The sequence below is a fragment of the Paractinoplanes pyxinae genome (genome assembly GCF_026626335.1).
In the GTDB taxonomy this organism is placed as follows: Bacteria; Actinomycetota; Actinomycetes; order Mycobacteriales; family Micromonosporaceae; genus Actinoplanes; species Actinoplanes pyxinae.
In genome coordinates this window covers 165,084-188,271 of the sequence record NZ_JAPNTZ010000014.1, presented here as the reverse complement: position 1 = coordinate 188,271, position 23,188 = coordinate 165,084, and the positions used below count along the sequence as shown (strand labels likewise).

The 23,188-nt window shown below is 70.3% G+C and carries 25 protein-coding genes; 16 read left to right on the top strand and 9 right to left on the bottom strand.

Annotated features, from left to right (window positions below; all coding sequences use genetic code 11):
• Nucleotides 1–64 precede the first annotated feature (64 nt).
• The 3 genes from OWR29_RS34800 to OWR29_RS34790 all read left to right on the top strand — a co-directional run bounded on the left by OWR29_RS34800 (nucleotide 65) and on the right by OWR29_RS34790 (nucleotide 2,688).
• On the top strand, nucleotides 65–667 hold the full coding sequence (locus tag OWR29_RS34800; protein WP_267567706.1) for an ATP-binding cassette domain-containing protein: 603 nt from the start codon (nucleotides 65–67) through the stop codon (nucleotides 665–667).
• A 41-nt stretch (nucleotides 668–708) separates the two neighbouring features.
• Nucleotides 709–1,497: an SDR family NAD(P)-dependent oxidoreductase gene (locus OWR29_RS34795; RefSeq protein ID WP_267567704.1), complete on the top strand. Its 789-nt coding sequence runs from the start codon at nucleotides 709–711 to the stop codon at nucleotides 1,495–1,497.
• Nucleotides 1,498–1,560: 63 nt separating this feature from the next.
• Nucleotides 1,561–2,688 (top strand): FG-GAP repeat domain-containing protein, encoded by a 1,128-nt coding sequence (locus OWR29_RS34790; protein WP_267567702.1) that lies wholly within the window; start codon nucleotides 1,561–1,563, stop codon nucleotides 2,686–2,688.
• A 4-nt stretch (nucleotides 2,689–2,692) separates the two neighbouring features.
• Here OWR29_RS34790 and OWR29_RS34785 read toward each other — a convergent pair whose 3' ends face one another.
• Complete coding sequence (locus OWR29_RS34785) at nucleotides 2,693–3,478, bottom strand: SDR family NAD(P)-dependent oxidoreductase (RefSeq protein WP_267567700.1); 786 nt, start codon at nucleotides 3,476–3,478, stop codon at nucleotides 2,693–2,695.
• 113 nt (nucleotides 3,479–3,591) lie between these two features.
• Between OWR29_RS34785 and OWR29_RS34780 the strand changes: the two genes are divergently transcribed.
• Nucleotides 3,592–4,035, top strand: coding sequence for a MarR family winged helix-turn-helix transcriptional regulator (locus OWR29_RS34780; protein ID WP_267567698.1), 444 nt, complete (start codon nucleotides 3,592–3,594; stop codon nucleotides 4,033–4,035).
• 1 nt (nucleotide 4,036) lies between these two features.
• Here OWR29_RS34780 and OWR29_RS34775 read toward each other — a convergent pair whose 3' ends face one another.
• Nucleotides 4,037–5,041, bottom strand: coding sequence for a LacI family DNA-binding transcriptional regulator (locus OWR29_RS34775; RefSeq protein ID WP_267567696.1), 1,005 nt, complete (start codon nucleotides 5,039–5,041; stop codon nucleotides 4,037–4,039).
• A gap of 169 nt (nucleotides 5,042–5,210) precedes the next feature.
• On the opposite strand from OWR29_RS34775, the gene OWR29_RS34770 reads away from it, so the two are divergent.
• From OWR29_RS34770 to OWR29_RS34740, 7 genes are read left to right on the top strand one after another with little or no spacing between them, the layout of a single operon-like run.
• Nucleotides 5,211–6,500, top strand: a complete 1,290-nt coding sequence (locus OWR29_RS34770; protein ID WP_267567694.1) for an ABC transporter substrate-binding protein — start codon at nucleotides 5,211–5,213, stop codon at nucleotides 6,498–6,500.
• 1 nt (nucleotide 6,501) lies between these two features.
• A complete protein-coding gene (locus OWR29_RS34765; protein ID WP_267567692.1) occupies nucleotides 6,502–7,347 on the top strand; it encodes a carbohydrate ABC transporter permease in 846 nt (281 codons plus the stop codon).
• Between the two features lie 5 nt (nucleotides 7,348–7,352).
• Nucleotides 7,353–8,168 (top strand): carbohydrate ABC transporter permease, encoded by an 816-nt coding sequence (locus OWR29_RS34760; RefSeq protein ID WP_267567690.1) that lies wholly within the window; start codon nucleotides 7,353–7,355, stop codon nucleotides 8,166–8,168.
• Nucleotides 8,169–8,175: 7 nt separating this feature from the next.
• Nucleotides 8,176–10,008, top strand: a complete 1,833-nt coding sequence (locus OWR29_RS34755; RefSeq protein ID WP_267567688.1) for a glycoside hydrolase family 127 protein — start codon at nucleotides 8,176–8,178, stop codon at nucleotides 10,006–10,008.
• A 40-nt stretch (nucleotides 10,009–10,048) separates the two neighbouring features.
• A complete protein-coding gene (locus tag OWR29_RS34750) occupies nucleotides 10,049–10,573 on the top strand; it encodes a PadR family transcriptional regulator (RefSeq protein WP_267567686.1) in 525 nt (174 codons plus the stop codon).
• Nucleotides 10,570–11,253, top strand: coding sequence for an ABC transporter ATP-binding protein (locus OWR29_RS34745; protein ID WP_267567684.1), 684 nt, complete (start codon nucleotides 10,570–10,572; stop codon nucleotides 11,251–11,253). Before OWR29_RS34750 ends, OWR29_RS34745 begins: the two co-directional genes overlap by 4 nt.
• Nucleotides 11,250–13,460: an FtsX-like permease family protein gene (locus tag OWR29_RS34740; protein WP_267567682.1), complete on the top strand. Its 2,211-nt coding sequence runs from the start codon at nucleotides 11,250–11,252 to the stop codon at nucleotides 13,458–13,460. The genes OWR29_RS34745 and OWR29_RS34740 overlap by 4 nt, the downstream gene beginning before the upstream one ends.
• Here the strand turns inward: OWR29_RS34740 and OWR29_RS34735 are convergent.
• Nucleotides 13,457–14,200 carry an Mrp/NBP35 family ATP-binding protein gene (locus OWR29_RS34735; RefSeq protein WP_267567680.1) on the bottom strand — a complete coding sequence of 248 codons (744 nt, stop codon included), beginning with the start codon at nucleotides 14,198–14,200 and terminating at the stop codon, nucleotides 13,457–13,459. The genes OWR29_RS34740 and OWR29_RS34735 overlap by 4 nt on opposite strands.
• 64 nt (nucleotides 14,201–14,264) lie before the next feature.
• Between OWR29_RS34735 and OWR29_RS34730 the strand changes: the two genes are divergently transcribed.
• Nucleotides 14,265–14,444 (top strand): hypothetical protein, encoded by a 180-nt coding sequence (locus tag OWR29_RS34730; RefSeq protein ID WP_267567679.1) that lies wholly within the window; start codon nucleotides 14,265–14,267, stop codon nucleotides 14,442–14,444.
• Between the two features lie 13 nt (nucleotides 14,445–14,457).
• Here the strand turns inward: OWR29_RS34730 and OWR29_RS34725 are convergent, their stop codons facing one another.
• The 3 genes from OWR29_RS34725 to OWR29_RS34715 are packed head-to-tail and all read right to left on the bottom strand — an operon-like array spanning nucleotide 14,458 to nucleotide 15,948.
• Nucleotides 14,458–15,189, bottom strand: coding sequence for a class I SAM-dependent DNA methyltransferase (locus OWR29_RS34725; protein ID WP_267567678.1), 732 nt, complete (start codon nucleotides 15,187–15,189; stop codon nucleotides 14,458–14,460).
• Nucleotides 15,173–15,430, bottom strand: a complete 258-nt coding sequence (locus OWR29_RS34720) for a hypothetical protein (RefSeq protein WP_267567676.1) — start codon at nucleotides 15,428–15,430, stop codon at nucleotides 15,173–15,175. The genes OWR29_RS34725 and OWR29_RS34720 overlap by 17 nt, the downstream gene beginning before the upstream one ends.
• Nucleotides 15,431–15,483: 53 nt before the next feature.
• Nucleotides 15,484–15,948: a MarR family winged helix-turn-helix transcriptional regulator gene (locus tag OWR29_RS34715; protein WP_267567674.1), complete on the bottom strand. Its 465-nt coding sequence runs from the start codon at nucleotides 15,946–15,948 to the stop codon at nucleotides 15,484–15,486.
• Nucleotides 15,949–15,999: 51 nt separating this feature from the next.
• Here OWR29_RS34715 and OWR29_RS34710 point away from each other — a divergent pair, with 51 nt between their 5' ends.
• The 3 genes from OWR29_RS34710 (at nucleotide 16,000) to OWR29_RS34700 (ending at nucleotide 19,428) form a co-directional block, all read left to right on the top strand.
• Nucleotides 16,000–16,392 (top strand): nuclear transport factor 2 family protein, encoded by a 393-nt coding sequence (locus OWR29_RS34710; protein ID WP_267567672.1) that lies wholly within the window; start codon nucleotides 16,000–16,002, stop codon nucleotides 16,390–16,392.
• A gap of 65 nt (nucleotides 16,393–16,457) precedes the next feature.
• The gene (locus OWR29_RS34705; protein ID WP_267567670.1) at nucleotides 16,458–17,180 is read left to right on the top strand and encodes a copper homeostasis protein CutC; all 723 of its coding nucleotides are present in this window, start codon (nucleotides 16,458–16,460) and stop codon (nucleotides 17,178–17,180) included.
• Between the two features lie 43 nt (nucleotides 17,181–17,223).
• Entirely contained in the window at nucleotides 17,224–19,428 is a 2,205-nt protein-coding gene (locus OWR29_RS34700) for a putative bifunctional diguanylate cyclase/phosphodiesterase (protein ID WP_267567669.1), read from the top strand.
• On the opposite strand, the gene OWR29_RS34695 is transcribed toward OWR29_RS34700, so the two are convergent.
• The 3 genes from OWR29_RS34695 to OWR29_RS34685 all read right to left on the bottom strand — a co-directional run bounded on the left by OWR29_RS34695 (nucleotide 19,397) and on the right by OWR29_RS34685 (nucleotide 22,321).
• Nucleotides 19,397–20,188, bottom strand: coding sequence for an SDR family oxidoreductase (locus OWR29_RS34695; RefSeq protein ID WP_267567668.1), 792 nt, complete (start codon nucleotides 20,186–20,188; stop codon nucleotides 19,397–19,399). The two genes, OWR29_RS34700 and OWR29_RS34695, sit on opposite strands and share 32 nt — an antisense overlap.
• A 9-nt stretch (nucleotides 20,189–20,197) precedes the next feature.
• Complete coding sequence (locus OWR29_RS34690; protein WP_267567667.1) at nucleotides 20,198–21,250, bottom strand: aldo/keto reductase; 1,053 nt, start codon at nucleotides 21,248–21,250, stop codon at nucleotides 20,198–20,200.
• Nucleotides 21,251–21,499: 249 nt separating this feature from the next.
• The gene (locus tag OWR29_RS34685; protein ID WP_267567666.1) at nucleotides 21,500–22,321 is read right to left on the bottom strand and encodes an SDR family oxidoreductase; all 822 of its coding nucleotides are present in this window, start codon (nucleotides 22,319–22,321) and stop codon (nucleotides 21,500–21,502) included.
• 123 nt (nucleotides 22,322–22,444) lie between these two features.
• Between OWR29_RS34685 and OWR29_RS34680 the strand changes: the two genes are divergently transcribed.
• Nucleotides 22,445–23,005, top strand: a complete 561-nt coding sequence (locus tag OWR29_RS34680; RefSeq protein ID WP_267567665.1) for a TetR/AcrR family transcriptional regulator — start codon at nucleotides 22,445–22,447, stop codon at nucleotides 23,003–23,005.
• Nucleotides 23,006–23,188 lie beyond the last annotated feature (183 nt).

Sequence of the window (23,188 nt, the reverse complement as noted above, 5' to 3'; positions counted from 1 at the left end):
ACATCAACCCTAAGACCTACTAGTTTGGTAGGCGATTGCGGGTTTGACATCGGGGGTGGTCCGCGTGGTGCGGGTGGAAATACGTAGGGCCGGCGTGGTCCGGGGCGGGCGCCGGCTCTTGGGCGGCGCCGATCTGGTGCTGGAGCCGGGCACGCTGACCGTGGTCACCGGCGCCGAGGCGACCACCCTGCTCGAGCTGGCCGCCGGCCTGGCCCCCGCCGAGGGTTCGGTCCGGTTCGACGGCGTCGACGTCCGCCGCCTGGGCGACGAGGTGCTGGCCTCGAGCGTGGCCGTCGTGACCCGCCGCCCGTTCGTGACCGCCGGCTCGATCCGCGACAACGTCACCCTCGGCGCCGGTGCCGATCCGCGCGAGGCATTGCGGATCGCGGCTCTGCCCGAGGACGGCGACCCCGGCGACTACCGCCACCAGATCGCCATCGCGCGCGCCGTGTCGCGCCGCCCCCGCCTGATCGTGCTCGACGACGCCACCACCGACCTCGAACCTGCTGTCGAACTGCAGGTGCTGCAGAATCTGGCCACGACCGGCATCACCGTGGTCGTCACCACGACCCGCCCGGTCCCCTTCGCCGACCAGGTCGTGCAGCTGTCCGAGGGCCGCCGCCCGCACCCCGTCGCCACCGGCCGCCCAGTCGGCGCCACAGCCTAAAGGGGCTGCCGCCGGGGACGGCCTGGCTCTAGGCTGCCGCCATGGAGCTGGCGGGTAAGACGGTCGTCCTGACCGGAGCTACCAGTGGAATCGGTCTGGCCACAGCCCAACGGCTGGCCGGGCGGGTCGGATTGCTGATCCTGCATGGAATCGAGCCCAGTTCGCCGCTGCCGCCGCGCAACGACGTGGCCTACTTCCGGGCCGACTTCTCGTCGCTCGAGGCGGTGGCCGGACTGGCCTCCCGGATCCGGGGCATCGCCCGGCACATCGACATTCTGGTCAACAACGCGGCCCGGCCGGGGCCGCCGCATCGCACGATCGCGTCCAGCGGCTTCGAGCTCACGTTCCAGACCAACTATCTGGCGACGGTCGCGCTCACCCGGCTGCTGGGCGAACCGGACCGGATCGTGAACGTGGCCTCGGCGACACATCTGTCGGCGACGCTCGACCCGGACGACGTGAATCTGGCCCGGCATCGTTATGCGCCGGGGACGGCGTACGCGCAATCGAAGTTGGCCTTGGTGACCGAGACCTGCCGGCTGGCCGGCACGTTGCAGAAGACGACCCGGACGGCCGTCAGCGTGCACCCGGGCATCGTCAGCACGGCGCTGCTGCACGCCATGTTCTCGATCCGGGGCGACGATCCGCAGCACGCCGCGGGCAATCTGCTGCACGTCATCGGCGAGGACTACGACAACGGCACTTACTACGACGAGAGCACTCCCGCGGCGCCGAACCCCACCGCGACCGCCCCTGCTTTCCAGCGCGCGCTGTTCGAGCTCACCGAGGCCGCGTTGAACGGCGTTGCCCCGGGCGCCCGATCGTCCTGAACCCTGGTTTGACGAACGTCACTCCAGGGGAAGTCCATCGTGGACTTCGAGATGGGGGTACAAGTGAAGACAGTTGCCATGGCGGCGGGAATTCTGCTCGCCCTGACACCGGTGGCGCCCGCTTCGGCGGCGAGCAGCGGGACGTTCCTTCCGGTGCGCTATCTCAGCACCGGTTCGATCGAGACGAACGCGGTCGCGGTGGCCGACGTGACCGGGGACGGGCGGCCGGACATCCTGGCCGGGCTCGGGCCGGCCGACAACACCGAGACGAGCGCGCTGCTCGTGTTCGCCCAGCGGGCCGACCGCACCTACGGCGCGCCCACGCGGATCGCCGGGCACAGCACCTACTACGACGTCCGGCTGGCCGCCGGCGACGTCGACGGCGACGGCCGCACCGACGTGGCCATGGCGACCTCGAAGGGCGTCGACGTCTTCTACCAGCGCGGCGGAAAACTGACCGCGCCCGTTCTGGTGCCCGGCCCGACCGACGACGTGGCGATCGCCGACATCAACGCCGACGGCCGCCGCGATCTCGTGGTCAGTGCGGGCATCGGCCGGGTCCGCATCCACCACCAGACGACGGCCAAGACCTTCCCGGCCTCGGTCACGCTGAGCGCCCCGGTGCCCGACGTCACCGTGGTCGACCAGGTCTTCGTGGCCGACTTCAACGGCGACGGCCGGCTCGACGTGGCGCAGGCGTTCGGCGCCGGCGCCTGGGTGCGGCTGCGTCAGGCCAACGGCTCGTACGCGGCCGCCACCAGCTACCAGGCCCCGAGCTACCTCACCCAGGCGGCCGCGGTCGGCGACGTCACCGGCGACAAGAAGGCCGACCTGGTGCTGAGCTCGTCGCGGAACCAGCCCGACGCCGCCGTCAACGTCTTCGCCCAGCAGGCCGGCGGCCTGTCCAGGACCCCCACCGTCTATCCGGCCTACGACTGCCCGGCCGGCCTGGCCATCGGCGACCTGACCGGCGACGGCCGGGCCGACCTGGTCGCCGCCCACGCCAGCTGGCTGGCCACGACCGTCTTCTTGCAGCAGACCACCCGCCGTCTCGGCGCCTACACGGTCAACCCGATCGACGGCGTCGGCAACCAGCCCGACGCGCTGGCCATCGCCGACGTCACCGGCGACGGCAAGCCCGACATCCTCAGCGTCGCCTACACCAAGCTGGCCATCCTGCAGCAGCGCTGACTCGTCAGGGCACCGCGATTCCCACCAGACGCTCGGATGCGGCCATGAAAGCGGCCACACGGTCCGGCGTCAGCGCCGGCGAGGCGGGGATCGCGGTGCCCTTGCGGCTGAACATCGTGCCGCTGGGCGCGTTCACCGACAGCAGCGGCACGACTCGTTCCGCGTACGCGGAGGGCTTGGTGTAGATCGGCGCGAGCACGGTTTCCATGAGCCGGTAGCGCAGCGAGCCCTCGCCGAACAGGTTGCTGCGGATGCCGGACTTCACAAAGCCCGGGTTCAGGCCGAACACGTCGAGATGCGGGTAGCGGCGGGCGGCGTCGAGGACGAGCGCTTCGTTGGCGGCCACGGTGTTCATGTGTACGGCCATCGCCTTGTACGACCGTTCGGCGTTCAGGTCGTCCGGGTTCCCCGCCTGCCCCTTGCCGGGGAAGCCCATCACGAAGACGCGGCCCCGCTCGAGGCGCCCGGCCAGCTCACGCAGCATCACGAAACGGCTCAGGTAGCTCACGGCCATGTCCGACTCGATCCCCTCGGCCGTCTGCTGCCGCTTCGAGGCGGCCATGATGCCGGTCGTGAAGACCACCGCATCGAGGTCGGCCGGCAGGTCGGCAGCGACCCGGGCCGCCTCGCGCATCGAGCTGAGGTCGGCCCGCACGAACTCGAGCCCGGGCACCCCGGCGTCCCGGAACGTGCGGCCCACCACCAGCACGCGTGAACCCTGAGCGGCCAGCGCTCGGCTGATCGCCTGCCCGATGCCCGCGGTGCCCCCGACGACTGCGACGTTGCCCATGGTGAACCTCCGATAGTTGACTCACTAATTGGTTGAGCGAGTCACGCATTCCGACCGTAGCCGGAGATGCGTGAGTGAGTCAACTATTGAGTTGGCGTAGTATTCTGGCCGTCATGCCGACCACAGAGGCGCGGTTCGCCGAGGCGAGCCGACTGGCCCAGCTGCTCATCACCATCGCCGACGAGGCCAAGGCGGAGTTCGTGACGACGGTGGGCGCCTTCGGCCTGCCCGTGCCGCTGGCCCGCGTGCTGGTGCTGCTCTCGACGCCCGCGCCCATGCGTGACCTGGCCGAGCAGCTGCACTGCGACCGGTCGTACATCACGGGCCTGGCCGACCAGTTGGAGGAGCGCGGCCTGATCACCCGCATCCCCGGCACCGACCGGCGCGTCAAGCTGCTGACCCTCACCGACGCCGGCGAGGCCATGCGCGATCAGATCTCGACCGCCGTGGCCGAGCGGAACATGATCCTGCTCCGCCTCACCGACGCCGAGCGCCGCACCCTCGCTCCCCTGCTCGAGCGTCTGCAGGGCGACCCGGACGCCGCCTGCAACCCCTGAGTCAGCGCAACGGCGCCGTCGATTCGCGGGTGACGAGCTTGCCCGGGAACTTCTCGACGCCGGAGCCGAGCGTGCCGCCGATCGCCGCGAACAGGCGCTGGGCGGCCACCCGGCCCAGCTGTTCCAGGTTGAGGTCGATGGTGGTCAGCGGCGGGCGGGCGTTGGCCCCCAGGATCGTCCAGTTGTCGTAGCCGATCACGGCCACCTGGCCCGGCACGTCCAGGCGTTCCTCGTGCAGCACGTCGACCACGCCGCGGGCGATCTCGTCGGAGCCGGCGAAGATCGCGTCGACGTCGGGGCAGCGCTCGAGCAGCATGCGGGTCGCGCCCCGGCCCCACGCCTCGGACCACATGCCGAACCACACCTCGCCCCCGGCCACCTCCAGCCCCTCCTCGGCAAGCCGGTCGACCGCGCCGCGCGCCCGATCCTGCGCCGCGCCGTAGGTGGCGTCGCCGGTGATGTGGGCGATCCGGCGGCGGCCGCAGCGGATCAGGTGGTCGACGGCCAGCCGGCCGCCGCCCTCGTTGTCACTCACCAGCGACAGGTCGGCCGGGTCCTCCGAGGGCGCGTACGCGTAAATGACCGGCACCGGCAGATCGCGCCCGAGCGAAGGCCGGCTGTCGGGGCGCGCGCCCACGACGATCAGGCCGTCGACCCGGCGGGACAGCAGCGCCCGCAGGTGATGCCGCTCGCGGATGCTGTCGCCGCGCGCGTCGCACAGGAAGACCGACGTCTGGTCGGTGCCGAACGCGTCCTCGGCGCCCATCAGGATGGGGATCGAGAAGCGGCCCTCCAGGTCGGACGTCAGCAGCCCGACCGTGCCGGTGCGCTGCGTGATGAGCGCCTGGGCGTGCGTGTTGGGCGAGAAGTCCAGTTGGGACGCCGCCTGCATGACCCGCTCGCGGGTGGACGCCCGCACCTGCGGCTGACCGTTGAGGGCCTTGGACGCGGTCGCGACGGACACCCCGGCCAGCCGGGCCACGTCGCGCAAGGTCGCTCGCTCCAACCTGACTCCCCCAGGACGAGAACACTCTTGACAGCAAAATAGCCGCAGGATTACGTTCCTGAAAACCTTTTCGGCAGTTGAGCTCCCGGCCTAGGAACCGGCTTGAGCTGCACTGACAAGCTGCCACCTTACTCCCCGTGAATCGCCGGACCGAAAACGGAGGAGCACCTTGAGCATTCGCAGAGCGGTGGCCGTGATATCGATCGCGGGCCTGCTTGCCTCGGCCGCAGCGTGCGGCGGGGACGACGACAACGCCACCGGCGGCGGCCAGATCACCGCCGAGGGTGTCGACGACGGCTCGGCACTGACCCTCTGGACCCGCGCCCCGCTGGAGCTTCAGGCCAAAGCGCTCGTCGACGCATACAACAAGAGCCACAAGAACCAGGTCAAGCTGACCGTCACCCCCAACGACGACTACGTGGCCAAGGTGGGCGCGGCGGCCGGCAGCGGCGGCCTGCCCGACCTGTTCGCGGCCGACATCGTCTACGTGCCCAACTGGACCAAGGCCGGCCTGTTCGCCGACCTCACCGAGCCGATCAAACTTCTCCCGTACGCCGACAAGATCAACCAGGGGCATCTCACCGCGGGCACGTTCGAGGACAAGAAGTACGTGCTCCCGTTCATCCTCGACCTCTCGGTGATCTTCTACAACAAGAAGCTCTACAAGGAGGCGGGCCTCGACCCCGAGAAGGGCCCGACGACCATCGACGAGTTCAAGGATCAGGCGCTCGCGATCCAGAAGCTCGGCAAGAAGGACGTCTACGGCACCTACTTCGGTGGCAACTGCGGCGGCTGCAACGTCTTCACGTGGTTCCCGATGGTCTGGGCCAGCGGGCAGGAGGTCATGAACCCCGAGGGCACCCAGTCCCTCATGGACGGCACGGCGGCTCAGAAGGTCTACAGCACCTGGCGTGAGCTGCAGGAGGCGGGTGCGATCGCCCCCGGCGCCAAGGACGAGACCGGGGCGACCTGGGTGGCGGCCTTCCAGCAGGGCAAGGTGGGCGTGATGCCGTACCCGGCAACGCTTCTGTCCACCGCGGCCAAGACGGTCGATGTCGGCGTCGTCCCGATCCCGGGTGTCGACGGGGGCGGCTCGACGTTCGTGGGCGGCGACGGCATCGGCATCTCGAAGGACTCCAAGAAGAGCCAGCAGGCCTGGAACTTCCTGTCCTGGATGACCTCCGAGGCGGCCCAGGTCGACGTGATCGCCGCGACCGGCAGCACGGTCTCACGCACGGATCTGGTCGACAACAAGTACAGCCAGAAGGATCCGAGGGTCGCGACCGTCAACAAGGTGGCCGCGGCGCCGCAGAGCAAGACGCCCGTGGCGGTCAACTTCCAGCAGGCCTTCAACGCCCCCGGGAGCCCGTGGATGACGCTGGTCCGCAATCAGGTCTACGGCGACGCCGGCGGCCTGGCCAAGGACAACACCGCACTGACCGACGCCCTGGCGCAATAGCGTGGGGAAGGCGAAGGCGTACGCCGGTTGGGCGTACGCCACCCCCACCGCCCTGTTCGTGATCGTGTTCTTCGTCCTGCCGATCCTTCTGGTCGGCCGGATGTCGGTCTCGGACTGGGGCCTGTTCGCCGGCAACCGGGGCTGGAACGCGCCCGAGAACTTCACCGACGCCCTCGACAACCGGCTGTTCTGGCCGGCCGTCTGGTTCACCGTGAAATACACGGTGGTGACCACGGTGATTCTGCTCGGGCTCGCGCTCGGCCTCGCGTTGCTGGTGCAGGAGTCGTCGCGATGGACCGGTTTCCTTCGTACGTCGTTCCTGGTGCCATCCGCGCTCGGGCTGGCATCGGCGTCGCTGCTCTTCTACGCCTTGTACTCCCCACAAGCGAGTCCTTTCCCCGGCCAGATCTCGTTCCTGGGCACGCCGTGGTCGGCGCTGTGGTCGACGGTGGCGCTCATCGTGTGGCGGTTCGCCGGCTTCTACATGCTGCTGCTTCTGGTCGGCCTCAACAGCATTCCGGGCGACGTCTACGAGGCGGCCCGCCTCGACGGCGCGAGCCGGTGGCAGACCTTCCGGCACGTGACGCTGCCGTTGCTGCGGCCCTCGCTCGCGCTGTGCACGATCCTGTGCGTCACCGGCTCGCTGCTGGCCTTCGACCAGTTCTACATCCTCACCAAGGGCGGGCCGGACAACAGCACGGTCACCATCGTGCAGCTCGTCTACAACGTCGCCTTCCAGGGGCAGAACAACCTGGGCCGGGCGGCCGCGCTGTCCATCCTGATCCTGGTCGCGCTCCTCGTCCTCAACGTGTTGCAGTTCCGCGGTCTGCGCGGGAAGGAGCGCTGACCTTCGTGAAGAACCTTCTGCGTACGCCGCAACACGTGCTCGCCGGCGGGCTGGCCGTCGTGTTCCTGTTCCCCCTGGCCTGGGCCACGCTGGCCTCGGTCTCGCCGCAGGCCGGCACCCAGCAGAGCGACGGCTGGGGCTTCGGCAACTACGCCACGCTGGCCAACTATCAGGCCGGCGTCTGGCAGTACATCCTGAACTCGACGGCCATCTCGCTGTTGACGGTGGCGTTCACGCTCTTCGCCTCGGTCACCGGCGGGTACGCGTTCGCCACCTTCCGCTTTCCGGGGCGCGACGTCTTGTTCCTCGTCACGCTGGCGATCCTGATGGTCCCGTACGCGACGCTGTTGATTCCCTTGTACGTCTTGCTCAATCAGCTCGGGCTGCAGAATTCGCTCGTCGGGCTCGCTCTCGTGCTGTCCATGTTCCAGCTGCCGTTCGCCACGTTCATGATGCGGATCTCGTTCGAGGCCGTGCCGGGCGAACTTCGTGAGGCGGCCCTGATCGACGGCTGCGGGTCGCTGCGGGCGCTGCTGCGCGTGCTGCTCCCGGCGGCCAAGCCCGGACTCATCACGGTGGGCCTGTTCGCCTTCCTGGCCGCCTGGAACGACTTCATCACGCCGCTCGTGCTGATCAGCGACTCCGACAAGATGCCGCTGCCGCTGGCCGTGGCCAACCTGCGCGGCCAGGTGATGGGCATCGTCGACTACGGCGCCACCGAGGCCGGCGTCGTCGTGCTGGCGCTGCCCTGCGTCGTGCTTTTCCTGGCCCTGCAACGGCATTACGTCCGCGGCTTCATGTCCGGCGCTCTCAAAGGGTGATGCTCACATGACCGTCTCCACTCCCGTCGTGCCCAGCCGGGGCCGCCTGCGCCCGCTCGGGCTCAGCGAGGTCAGTCTGCGCGCGCCCGGCTTCTGGGCCGGCCGCCAGCAGGTCAACGGGTCGGCCACGCTCGACCACGTCGAACGATGGCTGGACAAGGCCGGCTGGCTCGGCAACTTCGACGGCGGCCCGCGGCACGGCCGCGAGTTCTCCGACACCGAGATCTACAAGTTCCTCGAGGCCCTCGCGTGGGAGCACGGGCGTACGCGCGACCCCGCCCTCGACGCGCGCTTCCGGGCGATCGCGACCCGGGTGGCCGCCGCGCAGGAGCCGGACGGCTATCTCAACACCAACTTCGGCCGGCCGGGGCAGCAGCCGCGCTACAGCGACCTCGAGTGGGGGCACGAGCTCTACTCGTACGGGCATCTGATCCAGGCCGCCGTGGCCCGAGCCCGCACCTACGGCCACGACGAGTTCGTCGCCGTGGCGGTGCGCGCGGCCGACCATGTGTGCGAGGTGTTCGGCACCGGCGGTATCGAATCGGTGTGCGGCCACGCCGAGATCGAGCCGGCCCTGGTCGAGCTGTACCGCGTCACCGGCAACGTGCGGTATCTGGAGCAGGCACGGCTGTTCGTGGAGCGGCGCGGTCACCACGTGCTGTCGGACATCGAATTCGGGCGGTCCTACTTCCAGGACGACGTGCCGGTGCGTGAGGCGACGGTGCTGCGCGGCCACGCCGTCCGGGCCATGTATCTGGCCGCGGGCACGGTCGACGTGGCGATCGAGACCGACGACGACGAATTGCTGGCGGCCGTGGCACGGCAGTGGCGCACGACGGTCGCCCGCCGCGTCTACCTCACCGGCGGCGTGGGGGCACGGCATCAGGACGAGGCCTTCGGGGACGACTTCGTGCTGCCGCCCGATCGCGCGTACTCGGAAACCTGCGCCGGCATCGGGTCGGTCATGCTGGCCTGGCGGTTGCTGCTGGCGTACGGGGATTCCCGCTACGCCGACCTCATCGAGCGCACGCTGTTCAACGTCATCGCCACCTCGCCCTCCGACGACGGCACGCGCTTCTTCTACACCAACACGCTGCATCAGCGCACGCTCGGCACCGTGCCCCCGCCGGACGAGATCGTGCCTCGGGCCTCGTCGAACCTCCGCGCGCCCTGGTTCACCGTCTCGTGCTGCCCGACCAACATCTCGCGCACGTTCGCCAGCCTGGCCGCCTATCTGGCCACCGCCGACGACGACGGCATCCAACTTCATCAGTACGCCGCCTCGTCGGTGCAGGTGGGCGACGTGGCCCTGGACATCGACACCGACTATCCGGTAAGCGGCCGGATCGCCGTCCACATCCGCCGTACCCCCGAACCGCCGTGGACGCTGACCCTGCGCATTCCGTCCTGGGCCGCGGGCGCCACCCTGGACGGCGAACCGGTCGAGCCCGGCTGGGCCCGCGTCCGCCGCCGCTTCACCGAGGGCGAGACCGTCGTGCTCGATCTGCCCGTCCAGCCCCGCCTCACGTTCCCCGACCCGCGCGTCGACGCCGTCCGCGGCTGCGTGGCCGTCGAACGCGGCCCGGTCGTCTACTGCGCCGAGTCGGCCGGCCCGAACGTGGACACCTTCCGCCTCGACACCGCCCAGCCCCTGACCGACGACGGCTCGGGCGGCGTGACCGCCCAGTGCCACATCGTGGAGCCGCCCGACGACGACTGGCCCTACACCCCCGACCACCCCGAGCCGCCCTTCGAGAAGGCCGCCGTCACGCTGCGCCCGTACCACGACTGGGCCTCCCGCGGCCCGTCGACGATGCGCGTCTGGCTGCCTCAGGTCTAGGGCTTCTCTCGGCGTATACTCTCGGCGTATAGTGAGCGGCATGACGGTGCCGCTCACTCTTCTCGGACTCCTGGAACGCGAGCCCAGCCACGGTTACGACCTCAAGCGCGACTACGACGCCTTCTTCGGGCGTGACAAGCCGCTCTCGTTCGGCCAGGTCTATTCGACGCTGAGCCGGCTCGCCCGCGACGGCAAGGTCGTGATCAGCGACCCCGAGGCGGGCGCCGGCCCCGACCGCAAGCGGTACGTCATCACCGATTCCGGGGCGACCGAGGTCGACACCTGGCTCACCCAGCCGGTCGCCCCCGAGCCGCACCTGCAGACCGTGCTGTTCGCCAAGGTGACCCTCTCGCTGCTGCTGGACCGCCCGGCCGAGCAGTATCTCGACACCCAGCGCGCCGCCCACATGCAGCGCATGCGCGAGCTGACCACGGTCAAACGCACCGGCAGCCTGGTCGACTCGCTGCTGGCCGACCACGCCCTCTTCCACATCGAGGCCGACCTGCGCTGGATCGACCTGACCGCGGCCCGCCTCGACGCGCTCGCCCAGGAGGTCAGACGATGACGATCGTTCTCGAGGCCCGCGACGTCCACTACTCTTTCGGCCGCACCCCGGCTCTGCGCGGCGCCGACCTGCGGCTGGCCGAGGGTGAGATCCTGGCCGTCATGGGCCCCAGCGGCTCCGGCAAGTCGACGCTGCTGCACTGCCTGGCCGGCATCCTCGTGCCCGGCTCGGGCGAGATCCACTTCGACGGCCGCCGCATCGACCGGCTCGGCGAGACCGGTCGCAGCGCCCTGCGGCGCGACCGGTTCGGTTTCGTGTTCCAGTTCGGACAGTTGGTACCCGAGCTGAGCGCGGAGGAGAACGTCGCGCTTCCCCTGCTGCTTTCGGGCGTACGGCGGTCGAAGGCGGCCGCCGAGGCCAGGCTCTGGCTGGCCCGGCTCGGCCTCGACGGGCTGGAACGGCGCACCTCGGGCGAGCTCTCGGGCGGGCAGGCCCAACGGGTGGCGCTCGCCCGGGGCCTGGTGGCCCGCCCACGAGTGCTGTTCGCCGACGAGCCCACCGGCGCGCTCGACTCGCTCACCGGCGAGCAGGTCATGGACCTGCTGGTCGGCACGGCGCGGGAGGAGGGCACGGCGGTCGTGCTGGTCACGCACGAGCCGCGGGTGGCCGCGTACGCGGACCGCGAAGTTGTCGTGCGCGACGGCAAGGTGCTGGCGCTCACCGCGGAGCCGGTCTCATGATTCGCTTCGGTCTGCGTCTCACGCTGGCGGGGGGTCGTGAGGCGGCCGTACGACTGATCGTCATCACCGTGGCCATGGCGCTCGGGGTCGGGCTGCTCCTGGCCGCCCTGGCCGGGCTGGGCGGCGTCTCGAGCCAGAACGACCGCTACGGCTGGGCCAACTCGCGCACCGCGGCCGGCCCGGATCCGCTGCGGTGGCAGCTGCGGATCGACGGCTTCGACGCCCGCACGATCGGCCGGGTCGACCTGGCCGCCACCGGCCCGCGATCGCCGGTGCCGCCGGGGATTCCGCGACTGCCCGCGGCCGGCGAATACTTCGCGTCCCCGGCCCTGGCCGAGCTGATCGCTTCCTATCCGGCCGCCGAACTGGCCGACCGCTACCCCGGCCGCCTGGCCGGCACGATCGGCGACGAGGCCCTGCCCTCGCCCGACTCGCTCGTGGCCGTCGTCGGCTACTCCCCCGCCGAGATGTCGCAGCGCCCCGGCGCCTGGCGCGTCGGAACGATTTCCACGACGGCGCCGACCAGTTGCCCGGGTGGTTGCTGGTCCGGCATTCCCACCTCGGGGCTGCAGCTGATCCTGGCCGTGGTCGCCGCCGCGCTCATCTTCCCGCTGTTCATCCTGGTCGGCACGGCCACTCGGCTGGCCGCCACCCGGCGCGAGCAGCGCTACGCCGCCATGCGGCTGGTCGGCGCGACGCCGCGGCAGGTCGGGATCGTGTCGGCCGTCGAGGCCACGGTGTCCGCGATCGCCGGCACCGCGGTGGGCTTCGCGCTGTTCCTGGCCTTCCGCGACGCGGTGGCCGCCGTCCCGTTCACCGGCGCGCCCATGTTCCCGTCCGACCTCGCATTGACCGTTCCGCTCGTGCTGAGTGTCGCCGTGGGGGTTCCGTTGCTGGCCGCGGCGGCCGCGCTGGTCGCGCTTCGGCGCGTACGGGTGTCGCCGCTCGGCATCACCCGCCGGGCCGCAACCCGTCCACCCCGCGCCTGGCGTCTCGTGCCGCTGCTGGCCGGGCTGGCCGAACTAACGTACTTCGTGGGACGCCGTCCATCCACGGTGGATGGCCAGATCCTCGCCTATCTGTCCGGCATCTTCGTCGTGATGATCGGGCTGGTGGTGGCCGGGCCGTGGCTGACGATGGCGGTCGCCCGGGTCGCCGCCCGCCGCGCGAACGGCACGGCGGCCCTGATCGCGGCCCGGCGCCTGGCGAGCAACCCAAAGGCCGGGTTCCGGTCGGTCAGCGGCCTCGTCATCGCGCTGTTCGTCATGACGGTGGCCGTCGGCATCATGGGGTCGTTGTCCGCCGACCGTGCGGAAGCCCTGAACGCCCTGCACAGCGCCGACCGTTCGGTGCTGTTCACCATCTTCCGCGACGGTCTGCCCGCCCCGACCGGCGATCCGGTGCCGGCCGGATTGGACGACCAGTCAGGCGTACGCGGAAACGCAGTGACCCGCCGTCCTCCGGCCGACCTGACGCCGCCGCAAGAGGCGCTGGGTGATTGGGGCTGGCCGACGGCGCTCGTTTCGTGCGCTGACCTGAGCCGGATGACCTCGAACGGCCGCTGCGCACCCGGCGCCGGTACGGCCTGGGTCTACAACAGCCTGCAGGGCCCGGAGAGCTGGAACGGCGTCTGGCCCACCGCGGCCATCTCCCCTGACCGGCTGCCGTCGCTGGCCGTCGACTCGATCGTCACCTGGACCGACGGTTCCCGGGCGGCGCTTGAACAGGCCCGCACCACCTTGGCGCTGGCCCACCCGATGATGTATTCGCCGTACACCGACGCCGAATGGAACGCCGAGGCCACCCGCACGTACGCCGGCTGGCAGCGCCTGGCCGACGTGGTCGTGCTGACCAGCCTGGCCATCGCCGGATGCAGCCTGGCCGTGGGGATCGCGGCCGGCCTGACCGAACGCAAGCGCCCGTTCAGCATGCTGCGCCTGGCCGGCGTCCCGCTGCGAACATTGCGCCGCGTGGTCGCCCTGGAAAGCGTGACGCCGCTACTGGCCGCCGCGGCGGTGGCCCTGGGCGCGGGCCTGCTGGCCGCGCACCTGTTCCTGCGGGCGCAGATGGAGATCTCGCTGCATCCGCCGGGCCTGTCCTTCTACGGCATCGTGCTGGGCGGCATCGCGGCCTCTCTGGCCGTCATCAGCCTGACGCTGCCGTTGCTGCGCCAGATCACCGGCCCGGATGCCGCCCGCAGCGACTAGGCCGTATCGATGTGTCGCGTCACGGCGTCGACGACGGGGGCGAGGTCGGCCGGGCCGATCTCGCCGTCCGGCCGGAACGGCAGGCGGGCCAGGCGGTCGACGCCGTCGGCCCAGATGGTGCGCTCGTCCGGGGCCGGCGTGTGCAGCTGGGTCCGGTCACCGCAGTGCGGGCATGCGAAGTAGGCCATATTCTCGACGCCGCCCAGCACCGGCGTCCGCACCTCGCGCAGCACGCTGAGCGCCCGCCCCGTGTCGAGGTGCGACACCTCGGCCGGCGTCACCACCAGGATCGTGGTCACCCGACCGGCCCCGGAGAGCACACCCTGCTGCGTGAAGCTAATTCCCGGCGGAAGGTCCACGACGAGGACTTCGACGTCGCCCCAGTTGGTCTCTTTGACGAGCCGCCCCAGAAGGAGGTCGCCCAGGTCCGACCCGAACGCCAGCGCCTGCGACCCACCGAGCAGAAACCCGGCCGACGCCACCTTCAGCCCGTCCACCTCGACGGCTTCCAGCCCCCCGCTCTGCCCGTCCCGCCCCCACCGCGCGAGGGTGACCGACCGGGCCGGCGCATCCCGCCGAATCCCCAGCATGCGTGGCACGTCCGGCCCCGAGAGGTCGGCGTCGACCAGCCCCACCTTCCGCCCACCCCGCACCAGCTGCCGAGCCAGAGCAACCGCCACGCTGCTCTTGCCCACTCCACCCTTGCCACTGGCCACCGCGACGATCGGCAGTTCGCTCATCCGCCCACCGTACTGACGCCGCTCAGCTCCCGGCGACTCGCCGACCCGGGTCGACAATGGGTCGATGAGGCGTGGCCTGTGGCCGGTGGTCGGCCTGGTTGTAGGCGGGGTGGTCGGCTTTGCGTGGGGCTGGTTCGGCGCCGGCGGCTACGAAGCGCTCGATTCGGCGGCCGGCACCAGCTTTCTGTGCGCCCTGGGGGGTTTGTTGATCGGCGGCATCGTCTACGGCGTCTCGCGGCGGTGAGACCGCCGACCGGTCAGGAGGCGGGGCGGCAGGAGACGGCGAGCATCGTGGGGATGGTGGCGAACCAGCGTTCGTAGTCGGTCCACTCGGATTCCGGGCGGGCGTGGTGCGGCAGTGTCGGCGGCTCGTGCAGGGCGGTCACCGTGAAGCCGTGGCGGGTCAGTAGGTCGAAGTACCAGGACAGCGGCCGGTGGTAGTGGTGATGCCCGCCGAAGGACGTGATCCAGCGCCGCTCGTGGTCCAGGTATCCGGTGACCCTGCGGTATCGCTCGCCGCTGTCTTCGACCGGCTCGTGGCTGAAGAAGCTCGGATGCAGGATCGAGAACACGAACGGCCCCCGGTCGACGAGCGAAGCGCGCACATCCTGCACGAGGTTGTCGAGTTCGGGCACATCCATGAGCACCATATGCGCGACCACGGCGTGATACTCCTGCAACGGCTGCGGCAGGCCGGCGGTCAGGTCGTGCTCCACGAAGTGGATATCCGGATAGTTCCGGGCCGCACGCTCCAGGAGCGCGGCGCTGCCGTCGATTCCCGTCACGACGGCCCCGGCCGAGCGCAGTTGCTCGCCGAGCCACCCGTGTCCACAACCAAGGTCGAGCACCGACCGACCACTTATGTCGCCGAGTGTCTTCCACAGCAACGGGCTCAGCCGCCGATAGAACGAGTCGCCCACCCCGGTGATGTGTTCGGCGTACTGGCCGGCCACCTCGTTCCACAGGCGTATGTCATGACTGCTGGACAAGCCGGTCGCCTTTCGCCGGGCGCCACATCATGGTCATCTCGTGACCGGTGGCGGCCGTGATCTTCCGATGAAGCCCAGCCGGCCGTAGCGACCGCAGATAGGCCGGCGCGCCCTCGGCACGACGGTCGAGGTCCGGGAAGGCCGGCCCCCATAGTGGGTCGTGGAGGAAGGCCGCCGTCAGGATCTCGACGACGCGATCGATGTCGTCCGGCCGGCCGACCCGGGCTGATCCGGTGGTCACATCGGAACCCTAGATCGCTCGCGCAACGACGTCCATCGACATCGATGAGGCCGTCAAACCTCGCCGAGCGGCACCGAGCGGCTCGGGATGCGGGCGGCGTCGCCAGTCATGGTGAGCATCGCCGTCAGGGCCTCGCGGGCCGCCGCCAGCTTCTCGGGGCCGACCGCCTCGTACACCTGGGCCTCCAGCGCGGCCTGCACCTCACGGGCGGTCTCGACGGCGGCCCGGCCGCGGGCGGTCAGTTCGATCGTGCGCACCCGGGCGTCGGCCGGCGACGGCACGCGGCCGACGTAGCCCAGGTCCTCCAGCTCGCGTACCTGTTTGGACGCGCCCTGCTGCGTGATGCCGAGCGCCTTCGCCAACTGGCCAACCGTGGACGAGCCGTCGATGAGGCGCTGGAAGACGTACCCGTGGGAACGGCGCAGCCCAGGAAAGCCGGCCTCGGCCAAGCGCGCCAGCTGCAGCCGTTCGAGGGAACCGCCGGCCAGGCCGGTCAGCACAATCACGTTGAGGTCCACAGGTGCCATTACACCTTTGACAACCAAGGTTGTGCAACTTAGGTTGTGGATATGGATGAGCACGAAAGTTTGCTGCGGAAGATGTACGCGGCCATCGAGGCCGGGGGCGACGTGTCGCCGTTCTTCCACCCCGAGGCCGAGCAGATCGAGTATCCAAGCGTGATGCGGCCCCACGGGCACCGGCGGCCGCTGGCCGAGATCCTGGGCGGTGCCGAGCAGGGCCGCCGAGCGATCGCCAGCCAGAGTTACGAGGTGCGCACTGTGCTGCTGGACGGCGAACGGGCCGCCGTGCAGCTCACGTGGCAGGCCACGACGGCAGTGGAGCTGGGCGATCTGGCCGCAGGCACGGCCCTGACCGCGCACGTCGGAGCCTTCTACGAGTTCAAGGACGGGCTGGTGCTGCAGCAGAGCTCGTACGACTGCTACGAGCCGCTGCACGGCTGAGCAACCGTCGATGGGATACTTCCGAAGATCGTGACCGCTCGACACAAACGGGAGACCGCGGCCTGATGGTTGCCTTTGAGCTGGCTGTTCAGGATGCGCAGGGGCTGGCCGTGGCGGCCCGGCTCGGGGTGAGCCGGATCGAGCTGTGCTCGGCGCTGCCGCTGGGCGGGGTCACACCGTCGCTCGGGTTCGTCGAAGCGGCCGTGGGCACGCCGGGCATGCCGCCGGTGCACGTGCTGGTGCGGCCGCGCCCGGGCGGCTTCGAGTACGACCCGGCTGAGGCGGCCACCATCGTCGCCGACGTCCGGCACGTCCTGCGCGCCGGCGCGGCCGGGGTGGTCGTGGGCGGCGTCCGAGCGGGAGAAATCGACGGCGATCTCACCGAGCGGGTGGTGGAAGCGGCGGCGGGGGCCGAAGTGACTTTCCACCGCGCCTTCGACACGGTCCAGGATCCGTACGCGGGAATTGACGCCCTTGTCAACCTAGGCGTGCGGCGGATCCTGACGTCGGCCGGGGCGGCCCAGGTCGCCGACGCCCTGCCGGCGCTGGCCGGGCTGGTCACCGCGGCCGCCGGGCGTATCGAGGTCATGGCCGGCGGCGGCATCCACCCCGGTGTTGTCGAAAAGATCGTGGCCACTGGAGTGCCGTCGGTGCACGCCTCGGCCAAGCGGGTCGTGCGCGACGCGGTGGGTGTCGCGCTCGGCACCGCCGACAGTTCCGGCCGCGAGACGACCGATGAGGACGAGGCCGCCCGCATCATCGAGGTGCTGCGCACCCTGGCCGGATAGCGCATCCGCCTCAACTCCACGTCCCGTCGGCCGAAGGAAGATCGTGCCGAGAACGTGGTGGGGCGTCTGGCTGGTCTGCGGAAGCGTCGCGGCCGTCGTCCATCCGATGCTGCCGTACGGGTGGTGGGCGGCGGTGCTGTCGGCGCTGGTCTCGGTCGGTTCCTGCGCGGTCATGGTGGCCGGTGCACGGCGGCACAAGGCACGGTTCGCGCTCGCCTGGTACCTGTTCGCTGCGGCAGTGGCCGTCTGGAGCAGCGGCGACCTCGTGTTCGCGTGGTTGACCCAGACCAACCGGATGACTTATCCGTCTTGGGCCGATGCTCTCTATCTGAGCGCCTACCCGTTCCTGGTCGCGGCGCTGTTTCTGCTGACGCGGCAACGAGGGCGGGTGCGGGCCGGCACCGCCATCGACTCCGCGATCATCACGGTGGGCGTGGGCATCGTCTACTGGACCACCGTGATCGAGCCGATCCTCATGGACGGTTCGCTGCCGTTCCTCATGCGGGCGGTCACGGCCGGCTATCCGACGGCGGGCGTGCTGTTGTGCGCAGTCATCGTGCCCATGCTGTTGCAACGCGGCCCGCGCACGGCAAGCCTGTGGCTGCTGACCGCGGCCAGCGTGCTGACTCTGGCCGCCAACGCCGTCTATTCACTGCTTCCGGAGTTCTCGGCCAGGTTCAGCTCCGCCGTCTTCACTTGCTACTTATTGGCGTACGTCCTATGGGCGGCGGCCGCCCTTCATCCCTCAGCCGCGCACCCGCCGCCGGCGCAGACCGACCGCCTCGGCCGCGGCCGCCTGCTCGTGCTGACCGGCTCGATGCTGCTGGTTCCCGCGCTCATGCTGGCCCACGGCGAGCACGGCGCCGAGCGGCAGGTCTGGCTGACCGCCGCCTTCGGCTCCATCGCCCTGTTCCTGCTGGTCGCCACGCGCCTGTCCGGCTACATCGCACGGGTCGACCGGCAGGCGGTCCAGCTGCGCGACCAGGCCGAACGGGACGACCTGACCGGCCTGCCGAACCGCCGCCAGTTCGAGCGGCTGGCCGCCCGGGCCGCCGCGGACGGCCCGTGTCAGGTCGTCATGCTCGACCTGGCCGGATTCAAGAACATCAACGACCGGCTCGGCCGCGAGGCGGGCGACCAGGCGCTGGCCGCGGTGGCCGGGCTGCTGCGCGAGAGCGTCCGCGAGCACGACCTGGTGGCGCGAATGGGCGCCGACGAGTTCGCCTTGCTGGTGCGGGACACGCGGCCCGGCGAGGCCACGGCTGTGGCCACGCGAATCGCCGAACTGGTGCGCCGGCCGGTGCACGCCGGCGAGCACGAGTTGCTGCTCAGCGCCCGCCTCGGCGTGTCGACCGGGTCGGAGCAAAGCGCGACCGAACTCGTACGCCGGGCCGACACCGCCCGCTATGCGGCCAAGGCCTCCGGCGGGCAGCTCGTGGTTTACAGCCCTGAACTGGACGAGCGGGCCGAGGCGGCCGAGCGGCTCGGCGCCGACCTGCGCCACAGCCTGTCCGACGGCGACTTCCACGTGGTCTACCAGCCGATCGTCGAACTGTATGACGGTCGCACGGTGGCCGTGGAAGCCCTGGTGCGCTGGGTGCATCCGGTGCGCGGCTTCGTCAGCCCGGCCGTCTTCATCCCGGTGGCCGAGGACAACGGGCTCATCGTCGAGCTCGGCGAGTGGGTGCTGCGCACGGCCTGCGCACAGCTGGCGGTTTGGCGACGGGAACTGGGCGAGCGTGCGCCGTGCTACGTCAGCGTGAACGTGTCGGCTCGTCAGCTCAGTGAGCCCGGCTTTCCCGCGGTGGTCACCGCCGTACTGGCCGAATTTGGTCTGGAACCGCGCGCTCTGCTCGTCGAAGTGACCGAGACGGCCATCTTCGGCGGTGGGGTGGCCATCGAGGCGGTGGAGGCGCTGCACCGGGCCGGCGTGCTGATCGCCCTGGACGATTTCGGCACCGGACACTCATCGCTGGGCTTGCTGCGCACGGTTCCGGTCGACGTGCTGAAGGTCGACAAGTCGTTCGTCGACGAGATCAGCGAGGGCGGCCGGGCCGTCATCGTGGACGCGCTCATCCACGTCAGCAACGGCCTGAGCCTGCGCGCGGTGGCCGAGGGCATCGAGACCGCCGAGCAGGCCGCCTATTTGCGGGCGCTCGGCTACCAGTACGGGCAGGGCTATTACTTCGGCAAGCCGGCGGCCGAGCTGGAACTGGTCAGCGCGCCAGGTCGTGGCGGCGGTGCGTAAGCTTCTCGGCCAGCCAGACCGGCAGCAGCCGCCGCGCCGGGAAGACGAGCGCGGCGTTGCTGCCCACGGCGTACCGCTGACGGGGTTTGTCCTTCTCGATGGCGGCCACGATGGTGGCGGCGACCCGCTCGGCCGAGGTGCCGGCCGACTCGTTGCGGTTAAGCGCGGCCAGCATGCGCTCGTAGTCGCGGCGATGCGGTGAATCGGGCTCGATGTAGCTGGTGCGGCGCTCGCTGATGCCCGTGCTGATCGAGCCCGGCTCGACCGTGGTGAACCAGACCCCGTACGGCGAGAACTCGTGCCTCGCTCCGTTGCTGAAGCCCTTGATGGCCGCCTTGGTGGCGACGTACGACGAGCGGTAGGCCAACGGGAATGACGCCAGCATGGAGCCCACCATCACGACCCGCCCGTAGCCCCGCTCCCGCATGCCGGGCAGGGCCAACTGCGTCAGCCGTACGGGACCGAGGACGTTGATCTGGAAAAGCCGGCGCAACGCCTCGCCCGGCAGCTCCTCGAACGGCCCCGACTGGCTCTCGCCGGCGTTGTTGACCAGGACGTCAACTTCCTTGAGCCGATCCGCCAGGGCCTCGATCGAGTCGGGCTCGGTCAGGTCGAGTTGCAGGAACTCGATGCCCTCATGCGGTTTCACGGACTCCGGGTTCCGGCTGGTGCCGAGCACCCGGTAGCCGCGGGCGGCAAGCGCTTCCGCCGTGGCCAGCCCGATGCCGGACGAGGCGCCGGTGACCAATGCGGTTCGCATGGGCGCACTCTAGCGGGCGCCCGCGTTGATGCCGTTGATCGACGTGCTGCCCTGTTGTGCGGGGACGCCGAAGTCGCGCAAGAAGTTGGCCGGGAAGTTCAGGTCCGGTGTGGTCAAAGCGTTCAACTGTGCGCATTCGGCGACGGTCAAAACGACGCTCAACGACGCCAGGTTGTCGTCGAGTTGAGCGATTGTGCGCGCGCCCACGATCGTGGCGGTGACCAGTGGCTGCTGCCGGACCCAGGCCAGGGCGACCGCGGCGACCGTCGTCGAGTGCGCGGAGGCGATCTCGGCGAGCGTGTCCAGGAGTGCAAAGGTGCCCTCATTGAGGTGGCGGCCGACGAACAGGCCACGGCCGGCGCCCTCGGGCGAGGCGTTCTCTCGCGTGTACTTGCCGGTGAGCATGCCGTTGGCCAGCGGACTCCACGGCATCACGCCGAGGCCGAGCGCCCGGGCCGCGCCGAAGAGCTCGCCCTCACTCGTACGCTCGAGCAGGTTGTATTCGACCTGGATGGCCGCGATCGACGCCCAGCCGCGCCATTCGGCGAGTGTCGCCATCCGAGCGACCGCCCAGGCCGGCGTGTCCGACAGCCCGACGTAGCGCACCTTCCCCCCGCGGACCAGGTCGTCCAGAGTCGACAGCGTCTCTTCGAGCGGCGTGTGCCTGTCCCAGTTGTGCTGCCAGTAGAGGTCGAGGTAGTCGGTGCCGAGCCGCCGCAGCGACGCGTCGATGTGGTGGCGGATCGCCTTGCGCCCGGTGCCGCCGCTGTTGGGGTCGGCCGGGTCCATGCTCAGCGCGAACTTGCTGCCGATGACCAGGCTGTCCCGCCGGTGCGGTTTCTTTCCCAGGTACGCGCCCACGACCTCTTCGGAGCGGCCGGCCATGTAGGCGTTGGCGGTGTCGATGAAGTTGCCGCCGGCGTCAAGATAGCGCTCGAGGATCGCGGTCGAGGTGTCGTCGTCGGCACCCCACGACGGGTCGCCGAAGGTCATGGTGCCGAGCGCGACCGGGCTGACCCGCAGGCCGGTGCGGCCGAGGGTGCGGTAGTCGGTGAGGTTCATGGTGCTCACTTTCGATTGCAGGGTTGTCAGGCTGCTTCGGTTGCAGGGGCTTCAGGTTGCTTCGACTGCATGGGCTCCAGCTGCTGCGACCGCAGGGGCTCCAAGCTGCTGCGACCGCAGGGGTTCCAGGCTGCTGCGACCGCAAGGGCTTCAGATTGCTTCGACTGCAGGGGTCTCGGGCTGCTTCGGTCGCAGGGCTTCAGGCTGCTTCGATCGCAGAGCTCTCAGGCTGCTTCGACTGCAGTTGTTTCAGGCTGCGAAGTCGGTGGAGGCGGCCAGGGCGGGGTCGAGTTCGCCCAGACGCGCATCGAGGGCGGCACGGACTGCCTGGTAGGCGTCGCTGCCGAGCACCAAGCGGCGGGGAGCGGGGTCGACCGCGGCCGAGGCGATGACGGCGGCGGCCACCTTGACCGGGTCGCCGGGCGCACTGCCGGTGAGGTTGCCACCGCTCGCCGCGACGTAGCGGTGGACCTGACCGGCGGGCGTGCCGGCATAAGCGGCCATCGGCTCGGCGATCGACAGCGCCGCGCCGAACCCGGTGCGTACGCTGCCCGGCTCGACCATGGTCACGCCGATGCCCAGCGGGGCGACCTCCGGAGCCAGCGACTCGAGGAATCCCTCGATCCCCCACTTGGACGAGTGGTAGAGGCTCGCCCCCGGGCTGCTGATCTGGGCGCCCATGGTCGTCGTCTGGATGATGCGCCCACCGCCCTGCGCCCGCAGATGGGGCAGCACCGCCCGGACGAGCTGGATCGGGCCGGTGAGGTTGACGGCGATCTGCTCGGCGATCGCCTCGTCGGACAGTTCCTCGGCGGCGCCGACCGCGCCCCGCCCGGCGTTCGAGAAGACCACGTCGATGCGTCCGAGCTCCCCGAACGCCCGGCTGACGACGTCGCGAACGGCTTCGGTGTCCGTCACGTCCAGATCGGCCGTCCACAGGTTGCCGCTCAGGTCTTTCAGACGGCTTGCGTCGCCCGCCGTTGCCGCAACACGGTGGCCCGCGCGCAGAAGTTGTTCGGTGACCGCGCGGCCGATGCCCGCGGATGCTCCCGTGATGAACCAGGTCGCCATTGCTTTCGCCTCTCGATGCTCGGCGTTTCTCGTTTAAACCAACTAGATGGTTGGAAAGGTAGGCGGCACCGCGGCGCGAAGTCAACCATCTAGTTGGTTTGGTCACGCGGTACGCTCTGGCGCATGGCCTACGACTCCGCCGCGACGCGTGCTCGGCTGCTGGACGCCGCCTACGGCGAGTTCGTGGAGCGGGGGCTCGCCGGCGCCCGGGTCGACCGGATTGCGGCGGCGGCGCAGGCCAACAAGCAGGCGATTTACGCGTACTTCGGGTCGAAGGAAGGGCTGTTCGACGCGGTTCTGGCGGCCCGGCTGAGCGTGCTGGCCGACGAGGCGCCGTTCGACCCGGACGACCTGCCGGGGTATGCAGGGTCGCTGTTCGACGCGTTGGCGGCCACCCCCGGCCTGATCCGGCTCACGCAGTGGAGCCGGCTGGAACGCGCCGACGCCACGCCGGGCGAGATCGAGTCACACCAGGAGAAGGCGCGGGCCGTCCGCGAGGCACTGAAGCTGCCCGACGACCTGGCCGCCACCGACATCCTGGAGATCGTGATCGCGATCGCCACGACGTGGTCGAACATGCCGCCGGGCTTGAAAGCCGCACGCGGCGTGAGCGCTTCGGCCCGCCAGCAAGTCCATCGGGCGACGGTCGTCGCGGCCGCCAAGGCGGTCTGCCAGGCACTCTGACCGCCGGACCGGCGGTTCAGACCCGAACGACAGCGACGGCGCGGCGTCCGAACCCGCGCGACATTAACCGCGCGTGTCCGAGCCTGCACGACCATGACCGCGCGGTGTCCGAGCCTGCACGACCATGACCGCGCGGTGTCCGAGCCTGCACGACCATGACCGCGCGGCGTCTGAGCCTGCACG